Here is a 23,009-nt window from a genome sequence, read left to right as displayed (position 1 = left end):
GGGTGCCGCCTCCCGATCCGCCTTATACGCGGATCGGAACCGCCGCAGGGCTGCGCAAGCAGCCCGAACAGCGGCGACCGCTTATGTTTGCCCTCTTAGATAAAGATCAGATGGGGATTCAGTCTGGTTATCGGACTCACGTTTCATCACACTCTTTGCCAGCATCACGAGGGCCTTACCGAGCGGGCTATCGCCGGTGTCGAGCTGCGTCCGCTCATCGAGGGGCAGGGTGGTCTTGTAGGCGTCGATTGCCTCGCTCCATGCCTGCTGATCCTGTCCATGATCAGCAGGCGGGGGCGGGGCCTTGCCGAACCTGCCGAGAAACTGACGGGCCTTTTCCGGCAAGGACAGGCGATAGGCGTTGCTCGTCTGCTGGACCTGTGGGCCGCGCCCCTCGTTGCCGGTCGGCTCGTAGCGCCGCAGCCAGTCGATGAAACCATGCGCCCGCAGGTTCTTCAGCGCCCGCACGATCGTATCGCGCGACCGGCCTAGCCGATCCATGATCGTGGTGATTGACGGCTCTAACCGGCCGGTGCGGAAGTCTATGAGATTGACGAACAGCCGCAGCACGTCGAGCGCCACCGATCCTAGCGGGCCGCTTCGCTCGCCCTTCTCGTGCAAGCCGGCCTCATTGTAGATTTCGGCCGCCTTCAAGATTGCCTGAACGTCCTTGCGCGTCGTCGGCCGCCATATCCGGCCCTCCGATCGGCCCCGGATATGACTATGCCGGCGAACTGGCGTCGGGCATCGCTCGGCCGGGGGCATGACCAGGCCAAGCCCGGCCTGTCCCGATCCCCGCCACGCCTCGCGGCGCTCATGGGCGAGCGTGGAGAGCTGCCCGGCGTCTTCCTCGGTGAGCTGGCCGGCGCTGTAGCGCGTCCATACCTCCCGCATGATCTCATCAAGCGCGCTTGCGCGCGCGCAGCCGATCGCGGCCGCGATCTGCGTCCTCAACATGCCTGTCGTCCTTCCATTTGAAGGACATGACGGCGCGGACGGCAGGCACGGCTTTCCTGTTTCCGCAAGAATCAATCTTGCGGATTGGAGTGCTGTAGCGTAGATAAGGGGAGAGCTTTGGCCCCGTCTCTACGGTGTGTCTGACGGCCTACAAAAACGCTCGACCGTTGGCGCGGTCGGGCGTTTTGCCGTTATGTCCCTTGCTTCGCTTCGATATAGAGCCTCAATGCTTCCTCGATGATCGGCGCGCGGCCAAGCACGCCCCGCTGCTCCTTGATCTTGTCGATTTGGGCGAGAAGATCAGTCGGAACATACGTGGTCAGCGCGATACGGCCGGCCGCAAGCTGCCGCGCCCGATGGGCGGCAACGTCCTTCCGAATCCTTTCCGAGTCGCGCTTCATTCTTAGCAGTAAGGACGAACTCGCCCGATTCTGCAATCCCTTGCGGAAGGAACCGCGAAAGGCACTACTTCTAGGGCCGGCAACTAAACGTGGTTACGTCAATGCGTATTCACGTCAATGCGTTCTCAAGCGCCCGGTAGAGCGTGGCACGATGCACGCCCAAGAGCCGGGCGACTTCCGCCACCGGCTTCTTGTCGTCATGGATAAGCTGGCGGGCATGGGCGATCTGCTCGGCCGACAGGGCAGGGGAGGGGCCGAACTTCACGCCTCGGGCTTTCGCCGCGATCCGGCCGGCGCTCGTGCGCTCCACGATCAAGCTGCGCTCGAAATCCGCGATGCCGGCGAACACGGTCAACACCATGCGCCCCGCCGGCGTCGTGGTATCGGCCCACGGCTCGGCCAGCGAACGCAGGCCAGCGCCGGCCTCCTTGATCCGCTCCGCGATCGCCAGAAGGTCGCCGGTCGATCGGGCGAGGCGGTCTAGCCTGGTGATCGTCACCACGTCGCCGGCACGCAGATGGTCGAGCATCCGCGCCAGCTCGGGCCGATCCCGCTTCGCCCCGGAAGCCTTTTCCTCGAAGATGCGGACGCAGCCGGCCGCACCCAGGGCGGCCCGCTGCGCATCGAGGTCCTGGCCGCGAGTCGAAACGCGGGCATAGCGGGGTCGGCTCCGGCTGAGGGCGGAATCCTACGTTAAGGGTTTTATCAATGTCCTACGTTTAGCGGCGGCTTCAGGGACCAGATTGCTCACCAATTGCTCACCCGAGCCGATTAATTCGCTCAGCCATGGCTTTGAGGGCGCTTTGCACGATGAGTTGGCTTTGGGGAGCAACGTCTGAAGAGCGAAACAACTCGACCAGGCGCTGCAAATCCGCGCCCCATTGCCGTTTCAGGCTGTCGAGTTGGTCGACGTGACGGGCGAAGTCACCGCAATCCACGGCAGACTGGAAGGCACGTTCGAGATCGGCCGCACTGGCCATCAATGCAGCCAAGCTCCGCTTCAGCTTCTCGGGAAGTTCAGGCAGATCGCGGTAGGGGTGCGTTCCCGCCTCGATCATTTGCTGATTTCTCTCGGACATGGACTCCATCATATCCGCATAGCGATAGAAGCCCGGATAGCGCTGACACAGGTTCGACAGCACCTTGTCCGAAGCCGTGTCGTAAATCTGCTGAAGACCCTGCATATAGCCAAGCATATGATGGACGACCGCCGCTCCTTGAATGCCCTGCTTTTCCAGTTGTCGCATTCGCAGATCGATGGCGGCGGCGATCCGATGGTTTTCTTGTGACATGGAATAGCTTTCTGAATAGGGCTAGAGATTGGTCAGGTCTTCCGGGAACTGACCGCCTCTCTGGACGAATTGGCTCCAGGTTTCCTCGCCACGTTTCGAGACGACCCGGTGTGCAGGATCATCGTCATCAGCCTCAAGCAGGCCAAGACGTACGAGCGGTGCGACCGTCTTGTCACCGAATTGCTTTTCATAGGTGTGCCCGGGCACGACAAGCATCCATCCCGATGTTCCGCGTTCGGTGATGGCAGGGACAAGGCGTCCGCCTCGGGCGGGCCTGTCGCCGCGCGAAAGCGTGAACAGGCAGATGCTCCAGAACGCGTTTCTTGGACGTGGCGGTATCAACGCCCAATCCATTGGCCCGTTGTCTGGATATTCGATTATGGGAGCGGGCCTGTTTTCGCCGCCGTTGATGCCTTCCCGGTAGGCCCTCTCAAGCGCATTGGCGATTGCGCCCGCCGTATCGACGGACAGACCGTATTTTCGATTGTAGCGGTCTTTCGCAACGATTTCCCGGGCAATTTCCCTGAAGCGCGCCTTGCGATACGGATCGGGCCGAGGCAGTCTTACTGGCTTGGTCATAATGCGGTCTCCACCTGTGGAGCCTCAGAAGACTTGCGGCGCTTGACGATCTCCGCGACGGTATTCTTGCTGATGCCGAGATCGCGAGCGATCCATCGGTAGCTGCGACCTTCGGCGCTCAACGCAATGACCTTCGGTGCGAGCCGATCGGATTTAGGACGTTGTCCAGATTGTCGGCCGAGTTTCTTACCGCGTGCCTTTGCTGCGGCCAGGCCTGATTTCACGCGCTCGCTCAGAAGATCGCGCTCGAACTGAGCGATGCCGGCGAGCAGGGTCGCCATCATGCGGCCGTGCGGTGTGTCGAGTTCGAAGGTCATGCCGCTCATGGCGACAACCGAGACCTTCCAGCCGGCCAGTTTGTCGAGTGTGTTCAGCAGGTCTTGTGTGGAACGGCCCCAACGCGACAGTTCCGTCACGAGGACGGCATCGATTTGCCTGGCCTGGGCCAGATCGATGATCCGGTTGCGGGCAGTCCGGTTTGCCGATGCTCCGGAGGCGGTTTCCTTGAAGACGCCGAGGACTTCATAGTCGCCGCGCTCCGCGAACGCGGTCAGTTCATCGACCTGCCGCTCACAGGACTGGTCGGCGGTCGAAACGCGGCAGTAGATGGCGGCGCGCTGTCCCAATAGAACCCCTTTGGATTTTGCCCTTGCAAGCCGTTGATTTTGCTGGTCCGATTTTTGTCCAAAACAGACTAATGTTCAAGAGGGACGATTGTTTATGCCTCGACGCCAAATTCTGACCGAGCGACAGCGCTCCGCACTCTTTGATCTGCCGACGGACGAAGCGTCACTGTTGCGGCACTACATTTTGTCCGATGACGATCTCACCCATATTCGGGAGCGACGCCGAGCGCGCAATCGTTTCGGCTTTGCCCTGCAACTGTGTGCCCTGCGCTATCCCGGTCGGCTGCTGTCCCCTGGAGAGCTTATCCCGCAAGAGCTGTCCCGGTTTCTGGCAGCGCAGCTTGGGCTGAGCGTCGGGGACCTGGCCGAATACGCGGCGCGGGAGGAAACACGCCATGAGCATCTGGCCGCGTTGCGTACGATCTACAGCTACAGGAGCTTTGCCGGTCGTGGCGCCCAGGAACTGCGGGACTGGCTTGCCACTCAAGCCGAAGACGCGCGTTCAAACGAGGACCTCGTGCGCCGGTTTGTCGAACGATGCCGCCAAACCCAGATCATTCTTCCGGCAATCACGACGATCGAGCGGTTGTGCGCCGATGCTCTGGTGGAAGCCGAGCGCCGGATCGAGATGAGGATTGCCGAGCGTCTTGATCAACCCATGCGTGACCAGCTCAACGCGCTGCTGACGGAAATGGTCGAGGGCAACATCAGCCGCTTCATCTGGTTGCGCAAAATCGAGACCGGCGACAATTCGGCCATGGCCAATCGTTTGCTCGACAGGCTCGAATTCCTGCAAAACCTCGCTCTCGACCCACAGGTGCTGGCCGGTGTTCCGCCACACCGGGTTGCTCGGCTCCGCCGACAGGGTGAGCGGTATTTCACCGATGGTTTGCGCGATATTGGCACAGACAGGCGTCTGGCTACACTCGCTGTCTGCGCGGTGGAATGGGCCGCCGCGACCGCCGATGCCATTGTCGAAACCCATGATCGAATCGTCGGCAAAACCTGGCAGGAAGCCAAACGGCTCTGCGACGGACGAGCCGCAGATGCCAGGACCGCCGTAACCGATACCTTGCGGGCCTTTTCCGGTCTCGGCATGGTGATGCTCGAAGCGCGAGACGACGGCACCTCCCTGGAAGCGGCGATCGCCACATCACCAGGCTGGACGGAACTGGAGAAACTGGTCGCCACTGCCTCGCAACTCACCGATACACTTGCCGCCGATCCGCTGGCCCATGTCACGCAAGGTTTTCATCGCTTCCGGCGTTATGCGCCGCGTATGCTGCGCAGGCTGGATATCAAGGCGGCCGCCGTGGCCACGCCGCTCATGGAGGCGATTGCCCTGGTCAGGGGAAAATGCGATCCACCGTCACTGCCTACAGCTTTTTTGCGATCGACCTCCAAATGGAACCGGCATCTCAAAACGCAAGACGAAGGCGACAATCGTTTGTGGGAGGTGGCGGTCCTGTTTCACTTGCGCGACGCATTCCGCTCCGGCGATGTCTGGCTTGCGCACTCACGCCGCTATGCCGATCTCAAACAGGCACTGGTGCCGATGGCGGCCGCCCAGGCCACGGCAAGATTGGCGGTTCCATTCGAAGCCGAGGCGTGGCTTGCCGATCGCAAGGCCAGAATGTCGGACGGGCTGAAACGCCTGGCGAAAGCTGCCCGAACCGGGACCCTTCCGCTCGGCAGCATCGAGGACGGTGTCCTGCACATGGAACGCCTGACAGCAGTGGCGCCCAAGGATGCCGACGAGCTGATCCTCGATCTTTACCGGCGTATGCCGGAGGTGCGCATAACCGACATTCTACTGGATGTTGAAGCGGCGACGGGGTTTGCCGATGCCTTCACCCATCTTCGCACCGGCGCACCCTGTCAGGACAAAATCGGTTTGCTGAATGTGATGCTTGCCGAAGGCCTCAACTTCGGACTGAGAAAGATGGCCGAGGCTTCAAATACCCATGACTACTGGCAATTGTCGCGCCTGTCGCGCTGGCATGTCGACAGCGACGCCATCGACCAGGCTCTCGCCATGGTCGTCGCGGCCCAGGGGCGTTTGCCCATGGCCCAATTCTGGGGAATGGGCACTTCGGCTTCCAGCGACGGTCAGTTCTTCCCGACCGCCCGACAGGGCGAGGCGATGAATCTCGTCAACGCCAAATACGGCAACGATCCCGGCCTGAAAGCCTATACGCACCTGTCAGATCAGTTTGCCCCTTTCGCAACCCAGCTCATTCCGGCAACCGTCAGCGAGGCACCTTACATTCTCGACGGACTGCTCATGAACGAGGCCGGCCAACGCGTACGGGAGCAATATGCCGATACCGGCGGCTTCACCGATCATGTCTTCGCCACCGCCTCGATCCTCGGCTACCGCTTCATCCCCCATATCCGGGATTTGCCATCGAAGCGCCTTTATGTGTTCAACCCCGCCGGGACACCGAGCGAGTTGCGCGGCCTGGTCGGCGGCAGGGTCAGGGAAGACTTGATCGTCTCGAACTGGCCCGACATCCTGCGCAGCGCCGCGACCATGGTCGCCGGCATCATGCCGCCGAGTCAGTTGCTGCGAAAATTCGCATCCTATCCGCGCCAGCACGATCTCGCGCTCGCCCTTCGTGAGGTTGGCCGCATTGAGCGTACGCTCTTCATCATAGAATGGATCCTCGATGCCGACATGCAGCGGCGGGCTCGTATCGGCCTCAACAAGGGCGAGGCGCATCACGCGCTCAAGAATGCCTTGCGCATCGGCCGGCAAGGCGAAATCCGCGACCGAACGACTGAGGGCCAGCACTATCGCCTCGCCGCCCTCAACCTGCTTGCCGCCATCATCATCTACTGGAACACGGTGCATCTTGGTCAGGCCGTCGCGCAACGTAGCAATGCCGGCCTCCCCGTACCGCTAGAATTGCTCTCCCATATCTCGCCGCTTGGATGGGCGCACATCCTGCTGACCGGCGAATACAGATGGCCAAAAAATGGCAGCAGGCAATCTATTTTGGGGAGGTGAACAAGATCTGGAAAAGCTCCTCCGCTCGCTTCAACCCTTCATCCGTCAGAACGACAGATTTCGCCTTATTGACCGGATCGGCAATCAGCCCCTTGCGGTGCAACCGATCCAACGCATCCCAGTCATGCCCCCTCCAGGCTCGCCGCTCGTCATGCACCGTCAGCCACAGCAGCCCCAAAACCGCATCATCAATTCTATCGATATCAACGTCATCCATGCCGCCAAAACTACCACAAAGCGCTCAAAATCACTCGCTTGCTATCCAATTCAGACCAGAAATCCCTTAACGTAGGATTCCGCCCTCAGCCGGAGCCGACCCGCATAGCCGATGAACACGCGGCCGGCGTCGGAATCTGGTCGGCTGCTCACGGCTTCCCCCTGTCGCAAATCATGTCGCAAGTTTTCTACCACTTGCGACAAAGACATGCGACACGAAAAGCCCTGATTTTCCGGGGGCGGCCGATCTGTTGCAGGTTTTACGACTTACGCGACAAGGCCATGAAATGACGCAAACGTATAGCGTCGCTTGACACTATACGTTTCAGCCTGATAGTGACGGCACATGAGAATCCGAAACGTGGTCCATAAGGGGTTGCGCCGATTCATCGAAGATGATGACGCCACCGGCTTGCAGGCGGCCGTAGTGCCGAAAGTCCGTCGCATCGTCACCTTCCTGCAAGATATGGAGCGGGAAGACGAGCTGCGCACGGTCCCGAGCTGGAAGGCCCATCAGCTCACCGGCGATCGAAAAGGCACCTGGAGCCTGTTCGTTACCAAGAACTGGCGGATCACGTTCCGGATCGACCAAACTGAAATCGAGATCATCGACCTCGACTATGAAGATTACCACTAGGAGGTGGCTATGAGTGCGATGCAGGGCATCCGTATGAAAAACCCCGCCCACCCCGGCGGCTTCGTCAAAAGTGAGATCATAGAGCCTCTTGGCCTTTCGGTCACGAGCGCGGCGCAAGTTCTAGGTGTTACGAGGGCGGCGTTGTCGGCCATGCTGAACGAGCGCGCGCATCTTTCCCCGGAAATGGCGCTCCGGGTCGAGAAGGCTTTCGGCGTGTCGATGGATACGCTCATGCGGATGCAGAACAGCTATGACATTGCCCAGGCCCGCAAGCGGGAAGGGGAAATCAACGTCGCGCCCTTCAAGGGTAAGCCGCTCGATCCGCAAGCGGCACTGATCTGAACCGGCGACAATAGGAATACAGCCGCGCAAAGCGCGGGTAGGGGCTTTGTATGAAAAGTTTGCTAGAACAACTTCCGTCAATCGTCGCGGAAGGCAAGAAGGAAGCGGAGCGCGTTATAGAGCGTGCCGAGAGCAACTATCGCCTCGGACTCCAAACACGCGAGCTTGTTATTCCATCGAAAGATACAGATTGGAAAAATCTGTTTTCCGGAATTAAAGACACCCCAAGCGATCATGCCAGCAGGTTAATTTACGGCGACAATCTTCTTGCAATCGCTGCGCTGCTTGCCGGAAGCGAAGACAATGAATCGCTTAGAGGTAAAATCGACTTAATTTATATTGATCCTCCATTTGATAGTAAGGCTGACTATAGAACATCTGTTAAATTACCGTCATTTGATAGTGAAACTGGAAATATCCTTATAAGTCAAAAGCCAACTATTATTGAGCAGTTTGCATATACAGACACTTGGCGCGACGGTGCATTTTCATATCTGCGCTCTATGGTTCCACGGCTATCGTTAATGCGCGAATTACTTAGCCCAACAGGGTCAATATTCACACATATTGACTGGCATGTTGGTCATTACGTTAAAATACTAATGGACGAAATTTTCGGAAAACAAAACCTCCGGAATGAAATTGTCTGGTGCTATCACGGCCCCGGATCGCCCGGAATGCGCCAATACAATAGGAAACACGACACGATATTTTGGTACTCAAAATCCGATGAATGGATTTTTCAGGACCAAGATATTCGTGAGAAGCATAGTGAGAAGACACTTGGGAATTTCAAGTCCGGATTAGAAGGCTCTGGATTTATAGCTGACGACTACAGCTTGGAAGAAAAGGGGAAAATTCCTGAAGATTGGTGGGTGATGGCTATTGCTGGCCGTTATCCTGTCGATGGGCGCAAAAGGGTAGGGTATGACACCGAAAAACCGTGGCCACTCATTGAGCGTATCGTGAAAACAGCTTCAAAGCCCGGCTCCATAGTTGCCGACTTCTTTGGAGGCTCTGGGGTGGTCGCGGCCGTAGCGGAAGCAAATAACCGCAAATGGGTCGTATCAGATATAGGCAAACCAGCCTGTATGATTATGAGAAAGCGGCTCATCGACCTCGATGCTAAGCCGTTTCTTTATCAGCACATTGGCGACTATCAGGTTGAACAGATGCGCTCCACGATGGGGAGCCGCTTCCGCATCGGTGATCTGGCTGAAATCGTGCTCGGCCTCTATGGCGCGCTTCCGTTGCCCGTCGAGGAAAACCCGAACAAGAACATGGGTCGGATTCAAGGAAGCAAAACGCTCGTCCTCGCGGACAGCCCCAACAAGATGACCGGCCTCGCCACGCTGCGCCGTGCAATCGAAATCCGCGACAACCTCATGGGCGGGTGGGATAAGGTCGTTATCCTAGGATGGAATTTCTCCCCCACGATCGGCCATGACATTGAGGCACTGGGGCAGGGGGACCGACTGGAAGTGCTTGTGATCCCGCCCGATCTGCTCGACCGGCTGAAGAAGAAGGGGCACAAGCTCAAAGCCGACGAAGTGCGTTTCTCGTCGCTACAATATCTCAAGCTCGGCTCAATCGCGCGCGACCGTCAGGGCGACAATGAAGCCCTTTCTGTTTCGATCGCCAACTATGTGCTGCTATCACCCGATGCTTTGAACCTTGACGAGGCCAACCGGGAAAAACTGCAAAATGTCATCAACGCCGATCCGCTGGCATTGATAGAATATTGGAGCGTCGATCCTGACTATGACGGCGAGGTGTTCCGCTCTGTGTGGCAGGACTATCGCGGAAACACCGAGAACGATGCCGATGCCTATCGCGTCGTCACCACGGCCCGGCTTACCGGCCTTCCCAAAAAGGCCGGCCCGCGCCGCGTCTGCGTGCGCGTGGTCGATGTGTTCGGCTTCGAGGCCGAAGCGACAATCGAGGTGGCATGATGGCGAGCATCAACGATCTTTCGCTTGCCAAGGGATTGACCGCCAAGGTCGAAGACGCCTGCGCCGGCCTGGAAAGCGGCGAAGCACCTATCCTAGATCATGTCTCGGAGATCACGGCCGAGCTGTTGAAATGGTGGTTCCAGACTGAATTTCAGGACGCCCGCACCTTCAACTTCCATCCTGGTCAGCGGCAAGCCCTGCTGAACGTGATCTATGCCCATGAGGTTTTGGGCATTGCGTCCCTGAAAGACCTCTACCAGATCGCCGCCCCTGACGTGATGCTGACCAGCACGCGAGATTCCGAAATCATCCGCGCGCCGAAAAACGCCTATCCGAAATATTGCCTGAAAATGGCGACCGGAACGGGAAAGACCTGGGTGCTGCAAGCCCTTATGGTCTGGCAGATTCTCAATGCGAACCGCGCGCCGGATAGCGACCGCTACACCAAAAACTTCCTCGTCGTAGCCCCCGGCCTGATCGTTTACGATCGGCTGCTTGACGCCTTCATGGGGAAGGAACGTGACGGCAAGCGCGATTTCTCGATTTCCGACCTGTCGGTCTTCCAAGAATTGTTCATTCCCGATTCCTACCGGGATGAAGTTTTCCGCTTCGTTCAAGGGGCAGTCTGCCCGAAAGAGGACATTGGCCGCAAGGTCACGGCCGGCGGCATCATCGCCATTTCCAATTGGCATGTGCTGTCGGAAGAAGGCGAACCGCTTGAAGATGAGGAAATCACCGCGCCGGGTGAATCCGCCGATCCGAAAGCCGTTGTGCAAAGCATCCTTCCCCTGACGCCCGGCACCAACCAAGGCAATGATTTGAACGTGCTGAACCGTCGCTATGAGCGCGGCGGCATCCTCTCCTACCTGAAAGACCTGCCCGCGCTCATGGTCTTCAACGACGAGGCGCACCATATCCACGAGTTCAAGCGGGAAGGCGAGGTGACGGAGGTTGAATGGCAAAAGAGCCTCAACCTGATCGCGGAACCCAAGGGCCGCCGCTTCGTCCAGGTGGACTTTTCGGCCACGCCTTATAACGAGGTCGGGACTGGCCGGAACAGCCGGAAATCCTATTTCCCGCACATCGCCGTTGATTTCGACCTGAAGACGGCCATGCGCACCGGCCTGGTCAAATCCCTTGTCCTCGACAAACGCTCCGAAATCGGCGCGCTGAGCCATGAGGAACTGGATTTCAAGGCCGATCGGGATGAGAACGGCAACCCCATGCTGTCCGAAGGGCAGCGTATCATGTTGCGCGCCGGCCTGACCAAGCTCCGGAAGCTGGAAACCGATTTCGCCGCCCTCGACCCGGACAAGCATCCAAAAATGCTGGTGGTCTGCGAGGATACCACGGTGACGCCCCTTGTTGCCGATTTCATGCAGCTCGAAGGGCTGGCCGACGACGAAGTGTTGCGCGTCGATTCCAACCGCAAGGGCGAGCTGAAGCCCGACGAATGGAAGGTGCTGCGCGAACGCCTGTTCGACGTGGACCGTCACAAATCCCCGCGCGTCATCGTGAGCGTGCTCATGCTGCGCGAAGGCTTCGACGTGAACAACATCTGCGTCATTGTCCCGCTGCGCGCATCGAGCGCCGGCATCCTGCTTGAACAGACGATCGGGCGCGGCCTGCGTCTGATGTGGCGCGGCAATGAATACGACGACATAAAGCGGGAGAACCGCCAGCTCATTCGCGGCGGAAAGACACCCTCCAACATGATCGACATTCTTTCGATCGTGGAGCATCCGGCGTTCCAGGGCTTCTATGACGAGCTGATTCAGGAAGGCTTGGCGGCTGAAGCAGATGATGACGACGACGAGGCGAATGGCAGCTCGACCGGCGACCTGATCTCGGTTGGCCTCCGGCCGGGCTTCGAGGAATACGATTTCGCCATACCCTTCATCCTGCGGGAACAGGTCGAGGCGCTGGAAGATACCCATATCGACCCCTCGAGCCTCGCGCCGTTCGGATCGTTTTCGCTCCAACAACTCAAGGGGCAGATCGGCCAGGGCGAGAAGTTCCATTCCGAAGACGTGCAGGCGAAAACGCGCTTTGGCGACTATCGCGTGCATGGCGGCGTGATGACCGCGACGGGATATAATGACTACCTGGCCCGGATCACGCGCCGGATCACGGAAGCCGTCACCCTGACGGATACCACAAACAGCTCGAAGGCTTTCGCCAACGCCAGCAAGTTCCCCTATATCCAGATAAACCGGGCCGAGATGGCCGAGGGCATCGACACCTTCATTCGTCGGCACCTGTTCGGCCAGGAGCTAGACCCTCTCACGGATGAGAACTGGCGCGTCCTGCTGATCGACCCGGTGACAGAGCACATTATCAAGGTGTGGGCGCGCGCCATTCTCGAAGCGGAAGACAGCGTGATTGTCGCCAATGCCGAGGTCGCGCATCGGCGTCTTTCGGAAGTGCCCAAGCTCGCCATGCGGGAGGGGTCATCGCTGGCCGTCGAGAAAGCTATCTATCTGCGCCTTCCCTACCCCTCGCGGAACGGCGGCCTTGAACTGGCATTTATGGAAACCTGCGAGCGTGACGCCAGCGTTGAAGCCTTCTGCAAGATCAACGAGCAGAAACACACCTTCGCGCGCCTGCGATACATCAAGGAAGATGGGCTTCCGGCGTTCTATTCGCCGGATTTCTTCGTGAGAGCAAGCGGCGCGATTTATCTGGTGGAAACAAAGGCACAAGGCCAGCTCACCAGCCCGAACGTGCTGCGCAAGCGCAAGGCCGCCGTTTCATGGTGCGACCGGATCAACGCCCTTCCTCCGGAACAGCGTAGCGATTCCGAATGGCACTATGTCCTTCTCGGGGAAGACACCTTCTATGGCTGGCGAGACAAGGGCGGCTCGATCGCTGATCTTCTTGCCTATGCCCGGCTGCGCCCTGTCGAAGACAAAGGCCAGGCTAAGTTCGCCTTCTGAACTTCACGCCGGGGCAGCAATCTATTGCCCCGGCGCTTTCACGGTGATGGTGCAACGCTGATCCTCGCCGGCCGTGCGCGCGGCCTCCCAACAAGCCGCTACCGCCTCCCTGTTCACTTCAAGGAGCTGATCGGCCGACGCCACGCGCTGCCATGCTTCCGGGCTGCCGAACGCCATGAGGCTCATGCCGGCCTGCCACGGCCTTTCGCCCATGACGACGCTGGCGACACGCGGCGCGGCCGAGAACGGCAACAGGCGCGGAAGGAACAGCATCACCAGCGCGCCGGCGAGCAGGCCGATAGCGAAGGCGACGACAAGCCACCAATTTTGACGATCGCGCTCCCGCGCGCTGGCGACGTGCGCCGAAAGATTGCGGCCGGCGCGCTCGAGGTCGGCCGCCTGCCGCTCGAGCTGCTGCGCGGCGGTGCGTATCAGGGCCTCGCCGCTGCGCTCGAGGAGCGCCGCATAGTGCTGCGCGCCCTGCTTGAGAATGGGCGATTGCTCTACGCCGTGCATCCGCTCCGCAACATTGTCGAGCGCCTGCACGAGCTGGGCGAGCTGGGGCTTATAGTCCTGCGCCGGCTCGATCTTTTCGAGCTGGTCAAAGGCCGCTTCCAGCCCGCGCCGCATCACGGTCATTTCCGCGCCGATCTGCGCGCCCTGCGTCTCGATCGTGCGCCGTAGCGCGTCGAACGCGGCGGCCGGATCGCCGGCGTCCTCGTCCAGTGCTTCCGGCTCGATTCCTTCCCTGTCGTCGTCCAGCTCCGCCATGTTCTCCGTGCCTACCTTTCCATGCCGATGCCCCGGCTAAGCCGGTGGCCGCGTGTCATTTCATCTTGCAGCGCGCGGGCAATGGTCTGCTCGCGGCGAAGCTCCTGCCCGATTCCAAGCTCCTGCCGGCGATTGCGCAGGATGGAATCTACCTGCGGGTCACGCTCAAGGCTCTTGGTCATGCCGTTCATCTGGCTTTCAACCTTGGCGCGGGCATCGTCATGTTGCCAGCCGCGAAGCTCCCGGCGCTGCCCCTGTAGCTCCTGCCAGCGTTCAACGAACCGCTCGGCCCGGATATTCGGGTCTTGCAGCGCGGCGTTTTCGCGCTTCATCCCGTCGATAACATGCGCGACACGCTCCCGGCCGGAAAGCTCGGTCATGGCGCGCGCGGTCGCCGGGTCGTTTTCCAACGTCGAGCGCATCAAATCTTTCAGACCGTCGCGCACCTGGTCGAGCTGCTGGCCGGCCTGCTGCATTTCCTGCCGTTGCATGTCGAGAACGGGCAGGCCGTCGCGCCGGTGCTGGTCGATCGACTGATAGGCCCGCGAATAGCGGTCAACGGCCTGCTCAAGCGGCGACTGCCCCCGCGCCCGCTCGGCCAATTTATCGGTATGGGGGCGGTCGGGCGTCGGCGCCTGCCGCAAGCTCCCTTCCCTTTCCGGCCGCTCTGTGCGCTCCTGTGAGGGCGCAGGGCGCGCATTGAGCTTGAGGCCGGCGAACATACCGCGCCGCTGCTTCTCGGCCTGCTGCGGCCGTTTCTGGTCGATCTGCGGGCCGTCCTCGCCGACGCGATCCTGCTGCGGCCCCTCGGCCGCCGCGCCGCGCCCGAGTTTCAGGCCCTCGAACGGATTGCGGCGCTGCTGTCGATCGCCGGCGAGATCCTCGCGCGGATCTGCACGAAGATCCTGCGCGAGATCCGCGCCGACTTTTTGCGAGGATCTCGGCGCGCGGTCCTCGATGCGCTCCCGCTCGGCCGTCGGTTCCCGCTCCGCACGTAGCCCGGCCGCGCGCTCGGCCGGAATCTCGATCTCGCTGCGGACGCCCATTTGCTCCGCGATCCCGCGCCGCTCGGCAAAGTCGCGGGTATAGTCGAGCGTCGTTTCCTTCACGCCCGACCGGGACAGGCGGCGTTCTAGCTGGTCATAGGCCAGCTCGCCGGCGTCCTGAACCTTCCATGCGTTCCGGTGCGTCTCGGTGCCATCGGGCAAGGTGACGGGGGTAGAGCCTAGATGTTGAAGGCCGATCTTCTCCCCGATCTCCGGCGCGGCCTCCTTCATGGCCCGCTCAAGATCAACGCCCCATAGGGTGCGCTGCTCGCCCTTGTCGTTTTCCAGCGTCACGAAATAGCTGCCGGATTTCTGCGGGTCATGCTCGAACGGGGCGGCCCCATGCTCGACCAGCCGGCCGGCATTGGTGAACTCGTCCTGTGCGGCGTAGAGCTGCATACCATCACGATGCCGGGTCATGGCGACATAGGTTAGGTGCCGGTCCATCGTCCCCGACGCCATCACATAGGACCGATCGACCGTCGCACCCTGATTTTTGTGAATCGTCGTCGCATAGCCGTGGTCGATCGCCTGATAGTCGCCCATCGGCACGGAAACGCTACGCTCCCGGCCGCCGTCCAGCGTGGCGATGATCCGGCCTTCCTCGACATGCTCGACCGTGCCAAGCATCCCGTTTTTCACGCCAAGGTCGCGGTTGTTCTCCAAGAACACGATGCGGTCGCCGGGCGCGAACTCCCGCTTTCCGTCATTGGTCTGGAAGGTCAGCGCGCCGGCGTCCTCGCCCTGCGCCAGCTCGCCCCGGTCCTGTAGCTCGGTCCTGATCGCGTCATTGATCGCCCGAACATCGGCCCGGCGATGCGCCATCGCTACGCGGGTGCCGTCCGGGCGCTCGTCGCGGTCGGCAAGATAATCCCGCACGATCTGGCCGCGCGCGTCCTCGCCCGTCTCGGCAAAGCTGATATTGCCATGATCCCGATAGGCTGCCAGCCCCTCGGCCGTCCGGTGCGTGGCGAAGTCAACCGACGCCTCCCGCTGCCAGTCCACGCGCTGCCGGCGTATCTCGGACAGCTCGGCATGGCCGATTTCCTCCGTGATCGCCCGGAACGGTGCGCCGGCCCCGATCGCCTGTAGCTGCTCATGGTCGCCGACTAGGACGATCTTCGCCCCGCGCGCCTCGGCCTCGCCAACGAAGCGGGCGAGCTGCCGGCTCCCGACCATGCCCGCCTCGTCGATCACGAAGACGTCGCCGCGGCCGATCATGCCGCGGTCGTTCTCCCAACCGCGGGACCATGACGCCAGCGTGCGGCTCTGGATGCCGGAACTTTCTTCCAGGCCCTCGGCCGCCTTCCCCGACAGGGCCGCGCCGTGGACTTGATAGCCCTCGGCCTCCCATGCCTCGCGGGCGGCCGCGAGCATGGTGGACTTGCCAGCGCCGGCGAAACCGACCACGGCGGAAATCCGCTCCGGCCCGGTGATATGCTCGATCGCCCGGCGCTGCTCGTCCGACAGCCGGGCGGAAGCATCGCCGGCGCTACGCTGAATGGCGGCGTCCTGCCGATCTATAGCGCGCTCGACATGCCGGCGATCGACGCCATGAGATTGCGCCTGGTGCATCCGCTGCGCGCTCTCGATCATGCCGGATTCGATCTCGACCATTTCGCGGGTCGAGAACCGCGCAAGCTCGATTTCCCCGGTTGCCGTGTCCACCCGCTCGGCCTGCAACTCCACAAGTGCCGGCGAGGCCATCACCTTTGCAAAGGCGCTCTGGAACTCCTGCACATCATCGTTGATGTAGCGATGCAGGGTCCGGGCAATGTCGCGCCGGTCGAACACGCTCTTTTCGCCGGTGATGAGGGTTAGAACCTGCTCCGGCTTCTCGCGGATAAGATCGGCGTTCCGCTGCGCCGCTTCCTCGTCCAGCCGCGTGCGCCCCACGTCGAGGCCGCGCCGCTCCATCTGCGTGGCATGGACGCCCATATGCTCGGTTGGCGAAATCTCTAGCCCGCGCTCCATGTGCGAACGATGGTCGATCCGAATATCATGACCGGCCATCGCAAGCCGCTCGTTGGCGATCCCCTCCCATCGCTGGCGAAGGTCGCGGAGCTGCATATCTGTCGTCGGCAGGTCGTGCGCCAACAGCCATTTGTTTTCGCGCTCAAGATAGGTCTTGTCGCCTAGCCCGTCCTCCGTCACCTGCCGCGTGGTCATAAGAATGTGGGCATGGTGATTGCGAACGTCGCTCGCCTCGTGCGGCGCATGAATGGCGAAGTCCACGGCCGCGCCGTAGCGGTCGGCCAGCTCCTGCGCCATCTCCCGCGCCGCCTCTAGCCGCTGCTCGGCCGATAGCTCATGCGGCAAGGCAATCTCGAACTCCCGCGCAACGCGGGCATCCTTGCGCTTCTCGGCAAACTCGGCGGCGTTCCACAAGTCCGACCGATCCCGCGCCCAATCGGCTGAAACGCCTTCGGGCAAGACGATCTCGGCATGTTCAACGCCCTGCTTGCGGCTGAAATCATGCGTGATCCCGTCGCGTTCGTTGGTCAGCTTCTCCCCGGCACGATAAGCCATTGAGGCGACGGCGCTACGGCCGCCCGCCCGCGAAACTGGCTTCATGCTCAAATGGTAGATCGCCAACCCGTTGCCTCGATCTAGTTTCCGCCTTTCCCGCCAGCCTCCAAGCTGGCGGCGCGCTGAGTTGCATAGCAACTCGTAAGTGCGCCCTTCTCAACTCAATCGCTACGCTCTTTCGTCGCTCGGTGTGGCGCTTGCGGCAAGGTCGATGCGATGAACTGAGGCCCTGATTGTGCTGCAAAGCTGCCAAAAATTCAAGGTAGCGCATAATCGTGTTTGGTGACGCTGCTTGCATCGGATAGACTTCGGCTCAAATGGGAGTGCAGACCGATGGCAATAGACAGCGCCGGAACACTTGCGTTGCTGATCGACGGCGATAATGCCACCCCGAAAATCATAACCGGGCTGCTGGCTGAGATCGCCAACTATGGCACCGCCAGCGTCAAGCGCATCTATGGCGATTGGACCAAGCCGAACCTCAACGGCTGGAAAGAGTGCCTGCTGGAACACTCGATTCAGCCGGTCCAGCAATTCGCCTATACGACCGGGAAGAACGCAACGGACGGCGCGATGATTATCGACGCGATGGACTTGCTCTATACCGGCCGCTTCTCCGGTTTCTGCATCGTCTCAAGTGATAGCGACTTTGCCCGCCTGGCCGCGCGCATCCGTGAGCAAGGCGTCATCGTCTATGGGTTCGGGGAGCGCAAGACGCCCCGCCCCTTCATCACCGCTTGCGACAAGTTCGTCTATTTCGACGTGCTCAACACGGCCGGGGAACAGAAGGAAGCGGAAGCCGTCACCGCGCCTAAAGCGGCCGCCGCCAAGCCTGCACCGGCGAAAGCGGCACTCGATCGCGCTGCCCTCGACATGCTGGCGAAAGCTGTCACCGCCTCGGCCGACGAAGACGGCCGCGCTAATCTGGCCCGCGTCGGCGCGCACCTGGCGAAACAATCGCCGGATTTCGACGCCCGTAACTATGGCTTTCCCCGCCTCTCCGATCTGGTCGAGGCGTCGGGCATTGTCGAGGTCGAGCGCATTGGCGAAAATCCGAAAATTATCATGGTTCGCCTCAAGGGCGGGCCAACCCCTCGCCCCGCTAGATAGAAGGAAACGACACATGGCGCGCAAGACGATCGAACAGCGGTTGGCCGAGCTGGATGCGCAGCGCGCCACGCTCAAGGCCCGGCTCGGCAAACAGGAGCGCGCCAACGATACCCGCCGCAAGGTGCTGCTCGGCGCGCTCGTTCTGCATCGCCTCGAAAGCGGCAAGGATGAGGAATTTTCCCGACGCCTCCGCGAATGGCTCAAGCGCGAGCTGCCCGACTTCCTGACGCGCCCTGGCGATAAGGAACTCTTTGCCGATCTGATCGCCAACGCGCCGGCCAGGGAGACAACAGACAGCGCCGGGGGGGCCGCCTCATGAATCAGGCGACGTTAGCCTGGGCCGCGTTCAAGAACATGATGCGGCAGGCTGCGCGTGATCCGCTATGGGCGTTCCTATCCCTGCTCGCCCTGCCCTTCCGCATCTGGAAACCGCTTCTCGGGCTTCTGTTCATCCTCATCATAACCCTGTTCGTGGTCGGCTTCGGCGGCCGGTTCTTCCTCGAACAAATGGGCTTCGGCCCCGGCTCGGTTCCCTTCATCGCGCTCGATCTCGTCACGCTGCTGGTGCTGGCCGCGATCACCTTCCGGCTCGTCACCAATCCGCTGATTATCCATTTCGGGGATATGGACGGCGAAACCCACGGCTCGGCCCGCTTCGCCACCGACAAGGAAACCGCCGCCCTTGCCCGCGCCGATTCCGGCCTGCTGATCGGCCGCGACGGCAAAACGGGAAAGCTCCTGCGCTATGACGGCCCGGCCCACCTGCTGACGATGGCCCCGACGCGCACCGGCAAAGGGGTGGGAACCATCATCCCTAACCTGCTCACGGCCGACCGCTCCGTGATCTGCATCGACCCCAAGGGCGAAAATGCCAAGATCGCCGGCCACGCCCGCCAGACCTTCGGCCCGGTCCACGTCCTCGACCCCTTCGGCGTCACCGGCCAGCCCTCGGCCGCCTTCAATCCTCTCGACCAGCTCGACCCGGCCGGCCTCGATGTCGCGGAAGATGCAAGCACCTTGGCCGACGCCCTCGTGTTCGATGAACCGGGCATGGCCGGCGAGGCGCATTGGAACGAGGAAGCCAAGGCGCTCATTGCCGGCCTGATCCTCCATATTGCCGCCAGCGAGCCGCGCGACAGGCGAAACCTCGCTACCCTGCGCGAAGCTCTCACCCTCGCCCCTGAAGCCTTCGCGGCGCTCCTGAAGGACATGCAGGCGTCAACGGCCGCCGGCGGCCTGATCGCCCGCGCCGCAAACCGCCACCTCGGCAAATCCGACCGGGAAGCGGCCGGCGTCCTCTCGGCCGCGCAGCGCCATACCCATTTCCTCGACAGCCCCCGCATGGTCGCGGTCCTCGGCCGATCCGATTTCCGCTTTGCCAATCTCAAGCGCCGCAACGCCTCGGTGTTCCTCGTCCTGCCGCCCGATCGCCTCGCCACCTATTCCCGCTGGCTGCGTCTGCTCGTCGCGCAAAGCCTGACCGACATGGCGCGCGACCCCGCCAAGCCGGCCGTGCCGGTCCTCTACCTGCTGGATGAGTTCGCCGCCCTCGGCCACCTCGCCCCCGTCGAGCGCGCAATGGGCCTCATGGCCGGCTATGGCGTCCAGCTCTGGCCGATCCTGCAAGACGTTCACCAGCTCCGCGCCACCTACGGGCAACGCGCCGGAACCTTCCTGTCAAACGCCGGCGTCCTACAGGTGTTCGGTGTCAACGATCACGACAGCGCCCGCCTCGTCTCCGATCTGCTCGGGCAGGAAACCGTGGTGTTCCAGACCATGAGCCGGGCGCTCGATTCCGAAAAATCCGGCCTCTCCTATGGCGAGCAACACACGGCCCGGCCGCTGCTGACCCCCGATGAGGTCCGCAACCTGCCGCAGCATGTCGAATTGCTGTTCCTCGCCGGGCAACGGCCGATCGTCGCCGGCAAGCTCGCCTATTACGCCGATGCAGAATTCCGGGGGCTGTTCGACCAAGCATAAAGGATGAAACCATGACCGACACCGATGCGCCCGAATGGCCCGATCCCGCCGACAAGGCCCATGCCGTTGAACAGGCCAAGCAGCTCCGTGACCAGGCCGCCAAGGGCGGCTTGCGGTTTGAAGCCTATCTGCCGCCGTCGCTGGCCCTGTGGCTGCTCGATCTGATCGAACAGGACACGTTCCTTGATCCGTCCGAAGCCGTGTTCGTGATCCTGGGCGAGCATAAGGAGCTGGCACCCCATGCCGATCTGCGCCGGGAACTACTCAAGCGCCGCATACAGGTGGCGGCCGATGATTCCCGACCGGGTATTTCGATGGAAGAAATGAAAGCCCTACTGCGCGAAAAGCGCGAAGCCCCCCTGCCCGAGCCGGCCAGATGGGAAAAGCGGTCCCGGCGCTGACGCACCGGGGCTTCTCTCTTGCGGCCCTCCGGTCACTTCGGCGCTATGTGGGAGCGCGTTCCCTCCGGGCCGGGGCCGGCTGCTCGCCGGCATCGCTCAACCAGGCCACACCCGCGACGCTAGCCCCCGGCCGTCCCGCTCTCATCATCTAGGGCCGTAGGGACGGCCGGGGGCGGGATGCAGGCAGACAACTTGCCAAATTGCTTGTTTGCCAACTTGCCAGCAATCAGGCAATCGCCTCAAGGCCCCTTTTCTGAATAACGGTCAGCAGCCGCAGCGCCGGGCCGCCGGGCTTCTTCACCCCACGTTCCCAATCTGACACCAGCCCCTTACTCACGTTGAGATAGCGGGCAAAGACAGGCTGCGAGATACGCTCACGCTCACGAATAGAACGGATTTCCTCGGGGGTCAGCGGCTCAACGGTTGTCAGACACCCCTCGTCAAATTCGCGCATCGTCTGCTTGTCGATCGCGCCGGACTCATAGAAGCCTTCCATCATCTCATGGACGGCCGCCAGAGCTTCACTCTTGTAAGTCTTGCTCATCGCAATTCACCTCGAACATTCGACCCGCAGCAACTTCCGCGTCCATCTGCGCATCTGCAAACCCCAAGACCAGCTTTGCGGCCTTCTTCAAGTAGGCTTCTTCCGCATCATCAAGGTTCGCCATATCGCTCTTGGCAAACCCGAACGCGAAAACCGCCCTCGTCTCCGCGCGGAAGAAAACCAGCGTTCGGAAGCCGCCAGACTTTCCAGCGCCGGGCCGCGCTACTCGTTGCTTGATAAGGCCGGCCCCTAGATCGGCGTCGATCTGGCCGCGCTCAGCCCGCTCTACAGCCTCACAAAGCATCGCGTCAGAGATTTTCTCCTTTCGGGCAAACTTGTGAAACCGGCTGTTTTTGAAAACCCTCACGCGACTTCCTCGCCCCTGAATGTATGACACATAGCGTTACACTTCAAGGCCCTTACCGCATCGCCGCTTTGCTGGCAATCAAGCACTATGTTTTGCCAGCAAGTCAGCAAGCGCCTCGCGCATGAGGTCTTCAATGGAGCGGTCGGTGTCGGCTGACAGCCGCTTAACCCGGCGATGTTCCTCCGGCTCGACCACGACTGTCACCCGCTTCATTCCGGCCCGCGTGGCGGCATGGTAACGCTTACCCTCGGCACGATCCGGGGTCGGCGCGGGGGCGGATTCCGCGATAGGCGCAACAGGCGGCGTGGTCTGCGCGCCCACGGCCTTCATGCTCGCGGCTAAACTCGGTCTTTTCGACATGGTTTTATCCCATCAAACTGCCAGTTTGCCAGCAATACCATTATGCCTTATTGCTGGCAATACAGCTTGCCGTCAAATCAGCAATTGGCCTCTAAGCCAGGTCAGCAATTCGGACACTTCCTCGCTGGCTTTGCCGGCCGGCTCATACTCCGGAGCGGTTTTGCCGGCCGTGAGCGCATGTCCGAAAGCCGCCCGCTGCTGGAAGGCGACGGGGGCAACCTCCAAGCCGTGAACCTGAACGGCTTCCCGCGCATCGGCCAGAAGCTGCGTGGCACGCGGCGGCACGGCGTTCAAAACGACAAAGGCCGGCTTTTGGGCGAGTTTCACCAGCTCGGCCGTGCTTCCGATCGCGCGAAGATCGAGGATTCCGGCTCGGCACGGGATCAACACCATGTCGGACGATCGCGTTGCCGCCATTGCGGCCGCTTCCGAGTGCGGCGCGGTGTCGATCACGACCAGCTCGGCCCCGCCATCGGTCGCGGCCTGCAAGCCTTGCGGCAAACGAGTGTGAGGAAGCGCGACGACAACCGGGGCCTCACCTTGTCGGCTATCGCCCCATCCGGCGGCGCTTGCCTGGGGGTCAAGGTCGATGATAGCGGCGGGAAGCCCGGCCGCCTCGGCGGCCGTAGCAAGGTGCAAGGCGAGGGTGGTTTTTCCAGCCCCGCCTTTTTGGCTGACTATGGCGATTGTTTTCATATTGCTGGCATAGCAGCAAACCGCATTGACGGCAAGAATTTTTGCTTAAATGCCTTATTGCTGGCAATACAGCAAATATTAAGCCCCGCCCTTGCCCCTCGCTCCCTCTCGAAAGCCCGTAGGACGGTTGCCGCCGGCGCGAACGTGGCGGTTTTGCTGTGAGGGTGCCGCCTCCCGATCCGCCTTATACGCGGATCGGAACCGCCGCAGGGCTGCGCAAGCAGCCCGAACAGCGGCGACCGCTTATGTTTGCCCTC

22 protein-coding genes are annotated in these 23,009 nt (G+C 61.4%); 9 read left to right on the top strand and 13 right to left on the bottom strand.

Going from position 1 to position 23,009, the window contains the following annotated elements:
• Positions 1–81: 81 nt before the first annotated feature.
• The 6 genes from ABID37_RS25935 to ABID37_RS25910 form a co-directional block, all read right to left on the bottom strand.
• On the bottom strand, positions 82–957 hold the full coding sequence (locus ABID37_RS25935) for a helix-turn-helix domain-containing protein (protein ID WP_030092364.1): 876 nt from the start codon (positions 955–957) through the stop codon (positions 82–84).
• A gap of 191 nt (positions 958–1,148) precedes the next feature.
• Positions 1,149–1,358 carry a ribbon-helix-helix protein, CopG family gene (locus ABID37_RS25930; protein ID WP_024899703.1) on the bottom strand — a complete coding sequence of 70 codons (210 nt, stop codon included), beginning with the start codon at positions 1,356–1,358 and terminating at the stop codon, positions 1,149–1,151.
• Positions 1,359–1,467: 109 nt separating this feature from the next.
• Positions 1,468–1,965, bottom strand: coding sequence for a recombinase family protein (locus tag ABID37_RS25925; protein ID WP_435521641.1), 498 nt, complete (start codon positions 1,963–1,965; stop codon positions 1,468–1,470).
• 151 nt (positions 1,966–2,116) lie between these two features.
• Complete coding sequence (locus ABID37_RS25920) at positions 2,117–2,650, bottom strand: hypothetical protein (RefSeq protein WP_203195501.1); 534 nt, start codon at positions 2,648–2,650, stop codon at positions 2,117–2,119.
• A 21-nt stretch (positions 2,651–2,671) separates the two neighbouring features.
• The gene (locus tag ABID37_RS25915) at positions 2,672–3,229 is read right to left on the bottom strand and encodes a hypothetical protein (RefSeq protein WP_203197005.1); all 558 of its coding nucleotides are present in this window, start codon (positions 3,227–3,229) and stop codon (positions 2,672–2,674) included.
• A complete protein-coding gene (locus tag ABID37_RS25910; protein ID WP_203197004.1) occupies positions 3,226–3,855 on the bottom strand; it encodes a recombinase family protein in 630 nt (209 codons plus the stop codon). Before ABID37_RS25910 ends, ABID37_RS25915 begins: the two co-directional genes overlap by 4 nt.
• Positions 3,856–3,949: 94 nt before the next feature.
• Here ABID37_RS25910 and ABID37_RS25905 point away from each other — a divergent pair, with 94 nt between their 5' ends.
• Positions 3,950–6,865 (top strand): Tn3 family transposase, encoded by a 2,916-nt coding sequence (locus ABID37_RS25905; protein ID WP_203197003.1) that lies wholly within the window; start codon positions 3,950–3,952, stop codon positions 6,863–6,865.
• On the opposite strand, the gene ABID37_RS25900 is transcribed toward ABID37_RS25905, so the two are convergent.
• Positions 6,849–7,082 (bottom strand): DUF6429 family protein, encoded by a 234-nt coding sequence (locus ABID37_RS25900; protein ID WP_203197002.1) that lies wholly within the window; start codon positions 7,080–7,082, stop codon positions 6,849–6,851. The two genes, ABID37_RS25905 and ABID37_RS25900, sit on opposite strands and share 17 nt — an antisense overlap.
• A gap of 345 nt (positions 7,083–7,427) precedes the next feature.
• On the opposite strand from ABID37_RS25900, the gene ABID37_RS25895 reads away from it, so the two are divergent.
• From ABID37_RS25895 to ABID37_RS25880, 4 genes are read left to right on the top strand one after another with little or no spacing between them, the layout of a single operon-like run.
• On the top strand, positions 7,428–7,718 hold the full coding sequence (locus tag ABID37_RS25895; protein WP_025091540.1) for a type II toxin-antitoxin system RelE/ParE family toxin: 291 nt from the start codon (positions 7,428–7,430) through the stop codon (positions 7,716–7,718).
• Positions 7,719–7,727: 9 nt separating this feature from the next.
• Positions 7,728–8,060: a HigA family addiction module antitoxin gene (locus ABID37_RS25890; protein WP_240579518.1), complete on the top strand. Its 333-nt coding sequence runs from the start codon at positions 7,728–7,730 to the stop codon at positions 8,058–8,060.
• A 50-nt stretch (positions 8,061–8,110) separates the two neighbouring features.
• On the top strand, positions 8,111–10,012 hold the full coding sequence (locus ABID37_RS25885) for a DNA methyltransferase (RefSeq protein WP_240579519.1): 1,902 nt from the start codon (positions 8,111–8,113) through the stop codon (positions 10,010–10,012).
• The gene (locus ABID37_RS25880; protein ID WP_271369845.1) at positions 10,009–12,948 is read left to right on the top strand and encodes a DEAD/DEAH box helicase; all 2,940 of its coding nucleotides are present in this window, start codon (positions 10,009–10,011) and stop codon (positions 12,946–12,948) included. The genes ABID37_RS25885 and ABID37_RS25880 overlap by 4 nt, the downstream gene beginning before the upstream one ends.
• A 21-nt stretch (positions 12,949–12,969) precedes the next feature.
• On the opposite strand, the gene ABID37_RS25875 is transcribed toward ABID37_RS25880, so the two are convergent.
• A complete protein-coding gene (locus ABID37_RS25875; protein ID WP_240579521.1) occupies positions 12,970–13,719 on the bottom strand; it encodes a DUF6118 family protein in 750 nt (249 codons plus the stop codon).
• Between the two features lie 11 nt (positions 13,720–13,730).
• Positions 13,731–17,360 (bottom strand): Ti-type conjugative transfer relaxase TraA, encoded by a 3,630-nt coding sequence (traA, locus tag ABID37_RS25870; protein ID WP_354199851.1) that lies wholly within the window; start codon positions 17,358–17,360, stop codon positions 13,731–13,733.
• 267 nt (positions 17,361–17,627) lie between these two features.
• On the opposite strand from traA, the gene ABID37_RS25865 reads away from it, so the two are divergent.
• The 4 genes from ABID37_RS25865 to ABID37_RS25850 are packed head-to-tail and all read left to right on the top strand — an operon-like array spanning position 17,628 to position 20,785.
• On the top strand, positions 17,628–18,404 hold the full coding sequence (locus ABID37_RS25865) for an NYN domain-containing protein (RefSeq protein WP_030092369.1): 777 nt from the start codon (positions 17,628–17,630) through the stop codon (positions 18,402–18,404).
• 13 nt (positions 18,405–18,417) lie between these two features.
• Positions 18,418–18,723: a hypothetical protein gene (locus ABID37_RS25860; RefSeq protein ID WP_030092368.1), complete on the top strand. Its 306-nt coding sequence runs from the start codon at positions 18,418–18,420 to the stop codon at positions 18,721–18,723.
• A complete protein-coding gene (locus ABID37_RS25855; protein ID WP_030092367.1) occupies positions 18,720–20,384 on the top strand; it encodes a type IV secretory system conjugative DNA transfer family protein in 1,665 nt (554 codons plus the stop codon). Before ABID37_RS25860 ends, ABID37_RS25855 begins: the two co-directional genes overlap by 4 nt.
• 11 nt (positions 20,385–20,395) lie before the next feature.
• Entirely contained in the window at positions 20,396–20,785 is a 390-nt protein-coding gene (locus ABID37_RS25850) for a hypothetical protein (RefSeq protein ID WP_030092366.1), read from the top strand.
• Between the two features lie 226 nt (positions 20,786–21,011).
• Here the strand turns inward: ABID37_RS25850 and ABID37_RS25845 are convergent, their stop codons facing one another.
• The 4 genes from ABID37_RS25845 to ABID37_RS25830 form a co-directional block, all read right to left on the bottom strand.
• Positions 21,012–21,329: a helix-turn-helix domain-containing protein gene (locus ABID37_RS25845; RefSeq protein ID WP_024899700.1), complete on the bottom strand. Its 318-nt coding sequence runs from the start codon at positions 21,327–21,329 to the stop codon at positions 21,012–21,014.
• Positions 21,307–21,696: a type II toxin-antitoxin system RelE/ParE family toxin gene (locus ABID37_RS25840; RefSeq protein WP_019200205.1), complete on the bottom strand. Its 390-nt coding sequence runs from the start codon at positions 21,694–21,696 to the stop codon at positions 21,307–21,309. Before ABID37_RS25840 ends, ABID37_RS25845 begins: the two co-directional genes overlap by 23 nt.
• Before the next feature lie 78 nt (positions 21,697–21,774).
• Positions 21,775–22,056, bottom strand: a complete 282-nt coding sequence (locus ABID37_RS25835) for a ribbon-helix-helix domain-containing protein (protein ID WP_037506114.1) — start codon at positions 22,054–22,056, stop codon at positions 21,775–21,777.
• Positions 22,057–22,128: 72 nt separating this feature from the next.
• Positions 22,129–22,752, bottom strand: a complete 624-nt coding sequence (locus tag ABID37_RS25830) for a nucleotide-binding protein (RefSeq protein ID WP_030092365.1) — start codon at positions 22,750–22,752, stop codon at positions 22,129–22,131.
• Positions 22,753–23,009 lie beyond the last annotated feature (257 nt).

This window comes from Aquamicrobium terrae (assembly GCF_040545735.1).
In the GTDB taxonomy this organism is placed as follows: domain Bacteria; phylum Pseudomonadota; class Alphaproteobacteria; order Rhizobiales; family Rhizobiaceae; genus Mesorhizobium; species Mesorhizobium terrae_A.
Note: the sequence above shows the minus strand (reverse complement) of the source record. Positions and strands in the feature narration are given on the sequence as shown.